Annotated in this window: 11 protein-coding genes and 4 tRNA genes; 7 read left to right on the plus strand and 8 right to left on the minus strand. The window is 71.0% G+C overall.

Annotation, left to right across the window (positions count from 1 at the left end):
• From VM840_06820 to VM840_06830, 3 genes are all read right to left on the minus strand, one after another.
• On the minus strand, nucleotides 1–1,119 hold a 1,119-nt coding region (locus tag VM840_06820; GenBank protein HVL81287.1), incomplete at its 3' end, for a Stp1/IreP family PP2C-type Ser/Thr phosphatase.
• Nucleotides 1,119–1,559, minus strand: coding sequence for an FHA domain-containing protein (locus tag VM840_06825; GenBank protein HVL81288.1), 441 nt, complete (start codon nucleotides 1,557–1,559; stop codon nucleotides 1,119–1,121). The genes VM840_06820 and VM840_06825, both read right to left, overlap by 1 nt.
• Before the next feature lie 6 nt (nucleotides 1,560–1,565).
• Complete coding sequence (locus VM840_06830; protein HVL81289.1) at nucleotides 1,566–2,315, minus strand: DUF3662 and FHA domain-containing protein; 750 nt, start codon at nucleotides 2,313–2,315, stop codon at nucleotides 1,566–1,568.
• Between the two features lie 79 nt (nucleotides 2,316–2,394).
• Here VM840_06830 and VM840_06835 point away from each other — a divergent pair.
• A tRNA-Leu gene (locus VM840_06835) sits at nucleotides 2,395–2,478 on the plus strand.
• A 71-nt stretch (nucleotides 2,479–2,549) separates the two neighbouring features.
• Here the strand turns inward: VM840_06835 and VM840_06840 are convergent.
• The 3 genes from VM840_06840 to larB all read right to left on the minus strand — a co-directional run bounded on the left by VM840_06840 (nucleotide 2,550) and on the right by larB (nucleotide 4,963).
• The gene (locus VM840_06840) at nucleotides 2,550–3,050 is read right to left on the minus strand and encodes a ferritin-like domain-containing protein (GenBank protein ID HVL81290.1); all 501 of its coding nucleotides are present in this window, start codon (nucleotides 3,048–3,050) and stop codon (nucleotides 2,550–2,552) included.
• Nucleotides 3,051–3,122: 72 nt separating this feature from the next.
• Nucleotides 3,123–4,292 (minus strand): nickel pincer cofactor biosynthesis protein LarC, encoded by a 1,170-nt coding sequence (larC, locus tag VM840_06845; protein ID HVL81291.1) that lies wholly within the window; start codon nucleotides 4,290–4,292, stop codon nucleotides 3,123–3,125.
• Nucleotides 4,289–4,963 (minus strand): nickel pincer cofactor biosynthesis protein LarB, encoded by a 675-nt coding sequence (gene larB / locus VM840_06850; protein ID HVL81292.1) that lies wholly within the window; start codon nucleotides 4,961–4,963, stop codon nucleotides 4,289–4,291. Before larB ends, larC begins: the two co-directional genes overlap by 4 nt.
• A 47-nt stretch (nucleotides 4,964–5,010) precedes the next feature.
• On the opposite strand from larB, the gene VM840_06855 reads away from it, so the two are divergent.
• The 4 genes from VM840_06855 (at nucleotide 5,011) to VM840_06870 (ending at nucleotide 7,817) form a co-directional block, all read left to right on the plus strand.
• Nucleotides 5,011–5,487: a DUF4446 family protein gene (locus tag VM840_06855; protein HVL81293.1), complete on the plus strand. Its 477-nt coding sequence runs from the start codon at nucleotides 5,011–5,013 to the stop codon at nucleotides 5,485–5,487.
• A 1-nt stretch (nucleotide 5,488) separates the two neighbouring features.
• On the plus strand, nucleotides 5,489–6,388 hold the full coding sequence (pheA, locus tag VM840_06860; protein HVL81294.1) for a prephenate dehydratase: 900 nt from the start codon (nucleotides 5,489–5,491) through the stop codon (nucleotides 6,386–6,388).
• Nucleotides 6,385–7,638 (plus strand): serine--tRNA ligase, encoded by a 1,254-nt coding sequence (gene serS / locus VM840_06865; protein HVL81295.1) that lies wholly within the window; start codon nucleotides 6,385–6,387, stop codon nucleotides 7,636–7,638. The genes pheA and serS overlap by 4 nt, the downstream gene beginning before the upstream one ends.
• A gap of 92 nt (nucleotides 7,639–7,730) precedes the next feature.
• Nucleotides 7,731–7,817 (plus strand) — tRNA-Ser (locus VM840_06870).
• Between the two features lie 42 nt (nucleotides 7,818–7,859).
• On the opposite strand, the gene VM840_06875 is transcribed toward VM840_06870, so the two are convergent.
• Both VM840_06875 and VM840_06880 read right to left on the minus strand, forming a co-directional pair.
• Nucleotides 7,860–7,933, minus strand: a tRNA-Arg gene (locus VM840_06875).
• Nucleotides 7,934–7,990: 57 nt separating this feature from the next.
• Nucleotides 7,991–8,081 (minus strand) — tRNA-Ser (locus VM840_06880).
• Nucleotides 8,082–8,218: 137 nt separating this feature from the next.
• On the opposite strand from VM840_06880, the gene VM840_06885 reads away from it, so the two are divergent.
• Both VM840_06885 and VM840_06890 read left to right on the plus strand, forming a co-directional pair.
• Nucleotides 8,219–9,895 (plus strand): S8 family peptidase, encoded by a 1,677-nt coding sequence (locus VM840_06885; protein ID HVL81296.1) that lies wholly within the window; start codon nucleotides 8,219–8,221, stop codon nucleotides 9,893–9,895.
• Between the two features lie 10 nt (nucleotides 9,896–9,905).
• Nucleotides 9,906–10,116 (plus strand): hypothetical protein (locus tag VM840_06890; GenBank protein ID HVL81297.1); only part of this gene is annotated, 211 nt, incomplete at its 3' end.

A 10,116-nucleotide genomic window follows, 5' to 3' on the forward strand; every position in this document is an offset into this window, starting at 1 on the left:
GGGGCCGAGCTGGCGTGGTATCGAGGCGACCACCTGACGCGCCTCGGCGAGCGTCGGCTTGTCGATGCCTCGGTTCAGCTGCCGCTGGTACGTAGCGGTCAGGGTCGCCACCTCCACGTCGGTCCGTTCGACGATCCGGCCGGAGGGCGGGCGCCCGTTGCGCCCCGGTGTCCCCTGCATGATGACCACCCGGCCCCCGTCCGCCGTCACGATGTATCGGGTGGTCGCGCTGCGCAGGAACGTCGTCGCGAGCCAGAACGCCCCGGCCAGGAACACGAGCGCCACGACACCGGCCACGATCAAGCGGTTCCTCCGGCCAGCGGCGGACGTCCGTTCGCGCAGGGGCGGCTTCGACACGATGACCGGCCCCGCCCCCGCCGTCTCCTCCCCGTCCTCGCCGACGGCCTCGAGGATCAGCACGGTGATGTTGTCGTGGCCCCCCGCCTCGTTCGCGGCGTCGACCAGGCGGCGGCATGCCTCGTCCGCGTCCTCCTGCCCGGCGAGGATCTCGCGGAGCTGGGAGGGCGAGACCGCGCCGTGCAGACCGTCGCTGGACAGCACCAGCCTGTCCCCCGGCTGGAGCTCGAAGTCGGAGATCTCGACGCGCACGTCCGGCTCGGACCCGATGGCCTGCGTCACGACGTTGCGCTGGGGGTGGCGGGCTGCCTCCTCCTCGTCGATGCTGCCCTCGTCGAGCAGCTGCTGGACGAGTGTGTGATCGATCGTGAGCTGCTCGAGCTGATCGCCGCGGAGCAGGTATGCCCTGCTGTCCCCCACGTGGGCGAGGGTGACCCGGGACCCTTCGATCCAGGCCGCGGTCAGCGTCGTGCCCATGCCGTGCAGCGTGGGCTCGCTGCGGCCCCTGGACCACACGGTCCGGTTCGCGTCCTGGACGGCGTCCCGGAGCGCCTGGCCTCCGCGCGTCTCGAGCCGGTCCTCCCAGGAGCCCAGGACCTCGAGCGCGAGGTTCGAAGCGACCTCCCCGCCCTCGTGGCCCCCCATGCCGTCCGCGACCGCGACGAGGCGGGGGTCGGAGTCGTCGTCGGGACGGAGGAAGGCGTCCTCGTTCTGGGACCTGACCCGCCCGACGTCGGTGCGGGCGGCGACGCGGAAGCGCATCAGGCCCTCGCTTCCATCGTCGATCGCCCGATCGTGATCCGGTCGCCCGGCCGCAGGAGCACGGGGTGGGTCAGCAGCCGCTCGTTGTGGGAGGTCCCGTTCGTGGATCCCAGATCCTCGACGTACCACTCACCGTCCGACTGGAAGACCCGGGCATGACGGGAGGATGCGGAGGGGTCGGGGATGGTCACGTGACACGAGGGGTCGCGTCCCAGGATCGTCTCGGGCGTCTGCAGGACGGCGGTCGCCGGTCCGACCCCCTCCATCAGGACGAGCCGTCCGGGGTTGCGCCGGGACCGGGTGGGCTGCACGGGGGAGACCCGGGGCGAGGTGGCGTGCGCGAGCTCACGGGCCTCCATCCAGACGACCACGGCGAGGATCAGATACATGGCCCCGAGCAGGACGATCCTGCCCAGAGGGCCCGTCACCAGCTCTGTCACGAGGCGCTACGCCCTCCTGAACTCCAGGACCGTGTACCCGATCACGATACGGTCCCCGTCGCGCAGCCGGTGCTCGGACGCCGGCCGGCCGTTGACCATCGTGCCGTTCTTCGAGCCCAGGTCGCGCACGACGAACTGTCCGTTGCCGCTCGGGTCGGTCACCTCGGCGTGGTAGCGGGAGACCCCGCGGTCCGGGAGGACGACCTCGTTGTCGGGCTGCCGTCCGATCCGCACCCGGCCGTCGAGCGCGACCGTCTTCAGCGGACGGGAGTCGTCGTCCAGGACGACCAGGACGGGCTTGCCGGGGGAGATCGGGGCAGCTCGCTTCTTCTTCGCCCCCCGGCTCGACGCCGTCTTCTCCAGCTGGACGGTCTCGGCCTGGACCCGGAACTCCCCGGCCGAGAGCTTCTCGTCGACCGCGAACGACACCCGCGGCGTGTCGGCGAGCACCCAATCCCGCTGCCGGGCCGCCTCGCTCACGAATATCTCCAGCTCCTCGACGATCCGCGGCTCGACCGGCGCCAGCCGGGAGTGGTCCTTGCGGGAGAGGACGATCCGGTAGACGTTGGGGACGTAGGTGCGGCGGAGCGCCTCGGTCTTACCGTCCTCCATCACCCTCTGGATGCGCTTCCCGATCTCGACGGGGTGCACCCCGGACCGGAACACGCGCGCGAAGAACCCCTCCACGGCACGCTCAAGGCGCTGTTCGAATCCACTCAGAACGGTCAAGGTCGCTCGCCTCGGTCGAGGGGACAAGCGTCAGTATACGCAGCGCCTCCCGGGCCCAAGGTGCGCCCCGGACGGCCCCCATCCGCTAGGATCGGTGCTCGCACGCGGGAGCGTGGCGGAACTGGCAGACGCGCAGGATTCAGGTTCCTGTCCTGGAAACAGGGTGGGGGTTCGACTCCCCCCGCTCCCACCGGAGATCTGAGACGGACCGAGACCGGGAGCCCGCAGTTGGTCGCTGCGGGCCCCCGTCCGGACGCTCCATCAGGCCTGTGACGCGGCCTCGACGTTGATGGACCCGACGGCCAGCTGCGTCAGCAGCTCGTCGGTCTTCTTCTCCTCCTCGAGGGTCTCCTCGAGCAGGCGGGCGGCCTCGGTCTGTCCGAGCTGCTCGGCGTAGGTGCGCAGCGTCCCGTAGGTCGCGATCTCGTAGTGCTCGACCTTCTGGGCGGCGGCGATCATCCCGGCCTCGAGGGTGGTCTTGTCTCCGTCCTCGGAGAGCAGGTCCTCAGCCTCCTGCACGAGCCCCTTCATCCCCTTGCACACCATGTTGCCGTAGGTCGGCTTCTCTTCGAGGGTCTCGAAGATCTGCTCGAGCCGCGCGATCTGGCCCTTCGTCTCCTCCAGGTGCGTCTCGAACGCCTGCTTCAGCTCCCCCGAGGCCTCCTTGGCCATCTTGGGCAGTGCCTCCGTCAGCTGCTGCTCTGCGCTGTAGGCGTCTCGCAGCTCGTGGACGAAGAGCTCCTTGAGCGACTCCATCTCCATGGCTCTCTCCTCCTGCTCGGTCTTCTCCGGCGTGCGGAGAGTCTTTCCACTAATGGGGGACCGCAAACAGCGCTAGCTCCGCCGGGCCCCCACGCGGGCCTGCGCGTACACGTCGTCCAGCGGGAGCCCCAGCTCCTGCGCGACCTGGGCGCAGTCGGCGTACTCGGGGGAGACGGTCACCACCTGACCGTCGAGGAGCCCGAGCTTCACGCGGACCCTTCGCCCCATGACCTCGACGGTCACCACCTCCCGGGGCAGCACCCACCGGTCGGTCTCCCGTCTGCGCACGCCCAGCGTAGACGTGGCGCGGAAGAGGGTCCGGACGACCCGAGGCTCGTCGGGCGCGCGCACGAGCACCGAGACGGCCACGGCCGGACGGGAGCCCTTCATCACGATCGGCGTGCACCACGCGTCCAGGGCGCCGTCGTCGAGGAGCGCGCGGATGGCGTGACCGAGCGCCTCAGGGGTCTGGTCGTCCACGTTGGCTTCCAGCAGGACCACGGTCTCGAGGGACCCCCCCGGCACCGGCTCCCCGACCAGGACCCGGCACACGTTCGGATGGTCGAGCTCCTGCGACCCGGCTCCCGTGCCCGTCGCCAGGATCTGCATGGTGGGCATCGGCCCGAACGACGCGTCGTGCGCGACCAGGATGGCCACCCCGGTCGGTGTGACGGTCTCGCTCCCGGCCGGGACGCCGTCCACGACCGCTCCCCGCAGGAGATGGAGGACGACCGGGCCGGGGAGCGGGATGGGTCCGTGGTCGGTCTGCGCCCACCCGGTGCCCAGGGGGACCGGCGCGGCCGAGACCTGCGAGATCCCGAGCGAGTGGAGGGCGACGGCGGCGCCGGCCAGGTCGGCCGCGGTGTCCGCCGTCCCGAGCTCGTGGAGGTGGACCTCCGACGGATCGCACCCGTGGACGGCCGCCTCTGCGGCCACCAGCAGGTCGAGCCCGAGCAGTGCGCGCGTCCGGACGGGATCCCCGAGCCTGGACAGCGCCTCACGCAGCCCCCCCGTACCCAGCGGCCTCTCGCCGCCGTCGACCACCGCGCGAGTGCAGGCGAGACCGCCCGAGCTCCCGTCGGCGAACCGGACGACGCACCCTATCCCGAGCTCCTCGACCGCATCGACGACGGCCGCCTCCACGTCGACACCGAGACCGCGGCCGGCTTGGGCGAGGGCGGAGAGGATCATGTCGCCCGAGACGCCCGACGCTAGGTCGAACCAGGCGACGCGCCCCGTCATCGCTTTCGGGTCACCCGGGCGGCGAAGAACCCGGCCCCGAAGCCGTTGTCGATGTTCACGACCACGACCTGCGGGGCGCACGAGTTGAGCATCCCGAGCAGGGCGGCGAGGCCGTCGTAGGAGGCGCCGTACCCGATCGAGGTGGGGACCGCGACCACCGGAGCTCCCGTGAGCCCGGCCACGACGGTGGGGAGGGCCCCCTCCATCCCGGCCACGACGACCAGACAGTCGGCAGCGGCGAGGCGGTCGGCCTCCGCGAGCACCCGGTGGAGGCCGGCGACCCCGACGTCGTAGACCCGGTCCACGGTGGCGCCGCCGGTCTCCGCGGTCACCGCGGCCTCCTCGGCCACCGGGAGGTCGCCCGTGCCCGCGGACACCACGGCCACCGTCCCGGCCGTGACGACCGGCTCCCGCGCCACCCGGATCATCCGCGGCGTCTCGAGCCACTCGGCCTGGGGGGTCAGCGTCCGGACCGCGTCGTACTGCTCGACGCTCGATCTGGTCACGAGCACGGGCCCCCGGTCCCGCTCGACGATCCGCGCGACGATCTGCGCGACCTGGTCGGCCGTCTTCCCCATGCCGAGCACGGCCTCCGGGAGGCCCCACCGGGCCTCGCGCAGGTGGTCGACGCGGGCGAACCCGAGATCGGAGATCGGCTGGTCCTGGGTCATGGTCGGTCCCGGTCTGCCGGGGGCGTCATTGTAGTATCGGACGCGCTATGACCAACCCAGCGGTCTGGATAGCCCTGGCCGTGGGCGTGGTGGCCCTAGCTGCATCGGTGGGCGTCTTCCTGTCCTACTCCTCGGTGCGCCGCCGGCTGCTCGTCCTTCAGGGCAAGGCAGGGCAGGCGGACATCCTCGAGGCGACCGCCCGCCAGGTGGAGCACGTCAACGTCCTGCGCGAGGAGATCCGCGGTCTCTCTTCCCACCTGGCCGCGCTCACCGAGGCGTTCCGCAAGGCGACCCAGCGCGTGGCCATCTACCGCTACGACGCCTTCGAGGACATGGGAGGGAAGCTCTCGTTCTCGGCGGCGTTCCTCGATGCCAACGGCGACGGTGTGGTCGTCACCTGCATCAACGGCCGCCAGGAGGCCCGGACGTACGCGAAGCCCGTCGAAGCCGCGCGTTCGGTCTACAACCTGTCGCCCGAGGAGGAAGAGGCGATCCGCCGGGCCCTCGCGGGACAGGTGGGTTGACGTGAGGTTCGGGTTCCTCGGGCCGCCGGGGACCTTCACGCAGGAGGCGCTCCTGCAGGTGGCCGATCCCGACGCGGACGACCTCGTCTACTACCCGTCGGCCGAGGAGGTCGTGCTCGCCGTCGAGCGCGGCGAGGTCGAGCGGGGGATGGTCCCGATAGAGAACTCGGTTGAGGGGACGGTCAACGCCACCCAGGACGCTCTCGGGTTCGAGACGGAGGGTCTGGTCATCGAGCGCGAGGTCATCCTCCCCGTCCGGCTCCACCTGCTCGCCCGGCCCGGCACGGGTTTGGGTCAGGTGAGGGAGGTCTGGTCGATGCCGCACGCGACCGCGCAGTGCCGGAGGTGGCTTAGGGCCAACCTCCCGGACGCGAAGGTCCACGCGGCCAACTCGACGGCCGAGGCGGCCGGACGCGTGGCCTACGAGTCCGGATCCGCCGCGGCGATCGGACCGAACCTCGCCGCGCAGCTGTTCGGGCTCGAGGTTCTCGAGCGCGACGTGACGGACCACCCCGAAGCAGAGACGAGGTTCGTCGTGGTCGGCCACGGAGGAACGTCGCCGTCCGGACGCGACAAGACCTCGATCGTCGCCTTCATCACCGAGGACCGCCCGGGCGCGCTGCTCGAGATCCTGCAGACGTTCGCGCAGCGGACGATCAACCTGACGAAGCTCGAGTCGCGGCCGACGAAGCGGGTCCTCGGCGAGTACTGCTTCTTCATAGACATGGAGGGACACCGCGAAGACCCCCCGATCGCCGACGCCCTGGAGGAGCTCGACCGGACCGCGGCGAAGGTGAAGTTCCTGGGCTCGTACCCGCGCGCCCTCGGGGCTCTCGACGCGGAGCGCCTCGCCCGACGCGCGCGGTCGGCGAAGGTGCTCGCGGGGGGTGAGGAAGCTTGATCGACCTGAGGCTCGTGCGCGAGGAGACCGAGCAGGTGCGCAAGGCGCTCGTGCGCCGCGGAGCCGAGCAGCTGCTCGAGGACGTGCTCGCCGCCGACGAACGCAGACGTGAGCTCGTCTTCAAGCTCGACAACAAGCGCGCCGCCCACAACGAGGCATCGAAGGGGATCGGCAAGGCGTCTCCCGACGACCGCCCCAGGCTGCTCGAGGAGGCCAAGAGGCTGAAGGCCGAGGTCGAGGCCCTCGTGCCGCAGGTGGACGAGGCGGACGAGCAGCTCGAGATGCTGCTCGCCCAGATACCCAACCTCCCCCACGAGACGGTCCCGGACGGGCAGACCGACGACGACAACGTGGAGATCCGCTCGTGGGGCGACCCTTCCCAGCGTCCGGACGTCGCCGATCACCTGGACGTGGGCCGGGAGCTCGGCGTGATAGACACGGACAAGGCGGCGTGGGCCTCCGGGAGCCGGTTCGGCTACCTCATGGGGGACGCCGTCTTCCTGGAGTTCGCGCTGGTGCGCTTCGCGCTCGACCGTCTCGTCTCCCACGGGTTCCGACCGGTCGTGCCGCCGGTGCTCGTCCGACGCGAGGTGATGTTCGGGGCGGGGGCCCTCCCGGGAGACGAGGCGCAGTACTACGTGGTGCAGGACGGGCTCTACCTCACGGGGACGTCGGAGCAGGCGCTCGCCGCGCTGCACGCCGAGGAACAGATGGTCACGGAGACCCTCCCCGTCCGGTACGCCGGCTTCTCCTCCTGCTTCCGCAGGGAGGCGGGGTCGTACGGCCGCGACACCCGGGGGATCTTCCGGGTCCACCAGTTCGACAAGGTGGAGATGTTCAGCTTCTGCGACCCGGAGGTCTCCTGGGACGAGCACGGTTTCCTGGTCGAGCGCCAGGAGGAGTTCCTCCAGGCCCTCGAGCTGCCCTACCGGGTCATGAACGTCTGCACGGGCGAGCTCGGCGCGCCGGCGGCCAAGAAGCTGGACATCGAGGCCTGGTTCCCCGGACAGCGCCGCTACCGCGAGGTGATGTCCTGCTCGAACTGCACCGATTACCAGGCCCGGAGGTTGAAGATCAGGACGACCGACAAGAGGGTCCTGCACACGCTGAACGGGACGGCCATCGCGGTCGGCCGGACCATCGCCGCGATCCTCGAGAACCACCAGCAGCCGGATGGGTCCGTCGTCGTGCCCGATGTCCTGCACCCTTACATGCCGTCCGGCCTCACGACGATCTCCCCGCGGGGGTAACGGCCCCGGACGTGACCCCCTGAGGCACGCCCGGGACCGTCGCATCGGATACGGCCTGTGGGCGCGGACCTTACAGCGGTACGCTCGGGGGCGGAGGAGTGTCCGAGCGGCCGAAGGACGCCGCCTTGAAAGCGGCTGCACCCGTGAGGGTGCCGTGGGTTCGAATCCCACCTCCTCCGCGGGAGCCTGGAGGACGGGTGACGCCTCTCGAACCCAGATCGCGCGCCCGAAGGGACTCGAACCCCTAACCTTCTGATCCGTAGTCAGACGCTCTATCCGATTGAGCTACGGGCGCATGGACGGCCATCATAGCCGTAGCACCGGTCCCGGTTCCCGGCCGGGACAGGTGGAGCGGAGGAGGCGGGATTCGAACCCGCGAGGGAGCTTTCACCCCCAACCCGCTTAGCAGGCGGGCGCACTAGACCGGACTATGCGACTCCTCCCGGCCCCCGATTGTAGGCTGGAGGCCGGTGGATCACCACATCACGGACGGTAGGTTTGACGATCCCGAGCGGTGGGTAAGCAGGAGCGCCCCCACAGGGCTGGGGGCCGCTGGACGCTGGATCATGTGGAGGGTCAGATGACCGGGTCTGTCATCGGGCGGGCGCGGGCCGCGCTCGCCCTCATCGCTGTCACCGCGGCTACGCTGGCGCCTGCCTCGGGCCGTGAACTCGGCGGCGTGGAGGTTCTGGTCCTGCACCGCGACGGTGCGGTGGCTGCGGGGGACGCCGTCCGCGACGCCGGCGGCACCGTCGGGTTGGCGCTCCCGGTCGCGAGCTCGGTCTCCGCTCTCGTGCCGGTGCGCGCCGTGAGGAGCCTGGAGGCGCAGCCGGGGGTCGTCTCGGTGACACCGAACGACCCGATCCAGATGACCCAGACCTCCTCCGATTCGACCTCGACCGTCAGGACCGTCTACGCGCGCGAGGTCGGCGCCGACCGCATGCGCTCGTCCGGCGTCGACGGGACCGGGGTCCGGGTCGCCCTGATCGACACCGGTGTCAGCCCGGCCGACCCCCGCGACGTGAGGGTGGCCTCCGTCCCTCACCCCTTCGTGCGTGACGGCGAGCGGCAGGCCTGCCTGAACCTGTCAGGGGAGGCGCACTGCCGGGACTCCTTCGGTCACGGGACGTTCATGGCCGGCCTGATAGCGGGCACCGGTGCGTCGTCCGGCGGTCGTTACACCGGGATCGCCCCCGGTGCCGAGATCGTGAGCGTGAAGATCGCCGGACGTGACGGGTCGGCCGACGTCACGAAGCTCCTGGCGGCGATCCAATGGGTCGTGTCGTTCCGTCAGGAGCTGGGGATCTCGGTCCTGAACCTCTCCCTGGGCACGAACAGCCGGGCTCCGTACCAGTACGACCCCCTCAACTACGCCGTCCAGCGTGCCTGGCGGGCCGGGATCACCGTCGTGGTCTCGGCGTCGAACCGGGGCCCGGCGCGGGAGACCATCTCGAAGCCGGCGGACGACCCGCTCGTGCTCACGGTCGGTGCGACGGACGACCACGGCACCCCGGCCATCGATGACGACCGGCTCCCGTACTTCTCCTCCCGGGGCCCGACCGCGCACGGCCTCGCGAAGCCCGACGTGGTCGCGCCGGGCTCCCTGCTGGTCTCGCTGCGGTCCCCGAACAGCTTCGTGGAGGCGTCCGACCCCAGCGGCGGCGTGGACGCGAACCACAGACGCGCGAGCGGTACCTCGATGTCCGCAGCCGTGGTGTCCGGGGTGGCCGCGCTGGTGCACCAGGCGCGCCCGGACTGGGGCCCCGACAACGTGAAGCACGCGCTGATGACGACGGCGAGACCGGTCGCCGACCGTGACCCGCTGTCCGTCGGGCGCGGGGTCGTCCACGCGCCGTCCGCCGCGTCCGCTGCCACCGGGCGGGCGAACGTCGGCGTGTCGCTGCCGCTCCAGCCGTCCGGGAGCCTCGACGAGAGTCGGGCGGACGTCCTGGTGTCCCGCGAGTGCCGCCTCGGCGAGCGGCTCCTCAACCCGAAGTGCGACCACGTCAACGGCGACCAGACCGCCAACGGCGGGACGTGGGATCCCACCGCCTACCAGAGCGACTGGACGGGATCCTCGTGGTACGGGAGCCAGTGGATCCCGTCGCTGGGATCCTCGTGGTACGGCTCGTCGTGGTACGGGAGGGACTGGATCTCGACCAACTTCCAGGGCTCCTCCTGGTACGGGAACAGCGACGACTCGCTCGACTACGGACTGCCGCTCCTCGGGTCGTCCTGGTACGGGGCGTGGAGATGAAGCGCTAGCCATGCCCCGGCCCCCCGGCGCGCCCCCACGCCTGGCCCTCGCGTCGTACATCGCCGTCCTGGCGGCGGCCTCGGGTTCGCTCGCGTGGCACCTTCAAGCGACGACCGGCGCACCCCGGGCCGGGGTTTCGTGGCTGCTCGTCCCGGTCTTCGTGGCCCTGCTCGCCGCGGCCGAGTACCTCTACGTCCGGTTCCGTTTCGGCGGGGACGTGA

It is taken from the genome of Actinomycetota bacterium, from assembly GCA_035540895.1.
Lineage (GTDB): Bacteria > Actinomycetota > JAICYB01 > JAICYB01 > JAICYB01 > DATLFR01.

Coding starts and splice junctions, on each gene's coding strand:
- larC (HVL81291.1), bottom strand. CDS start 4,292: ATGACGGGGCGCGTCGCCTGGTTCGACCTAGCGTCGGGCGTCTCGGGC.
- VM840_06855 (HVL81293.1), top strand. CDS start 5,011: ATGACCAACCCAGCGGTCTGGATAGCCCTGGCCGTGGGCGTGGTGGCC.
- VM840_06885 (HVL81296.1), top strand. CDS start 8,219: ATGACCGGGTCTGTCATCGGGCGGGCGCGGGCCGCGCTCGCCCTCATC.
- larB (HVL81292.1), bottom strand. CDS start 4,963: ATGACCCAGGACCAGCCGATCTCCGATCTCGGGTTCGCCCGCGTCGAC.
- VM840_06840 (HVL81290.1), bottom strand. CDS start 3,050: ATGGAGATGGAGTCGCTCAAGGAGCTCTTCGTCCACGAGCTGCGAGAC.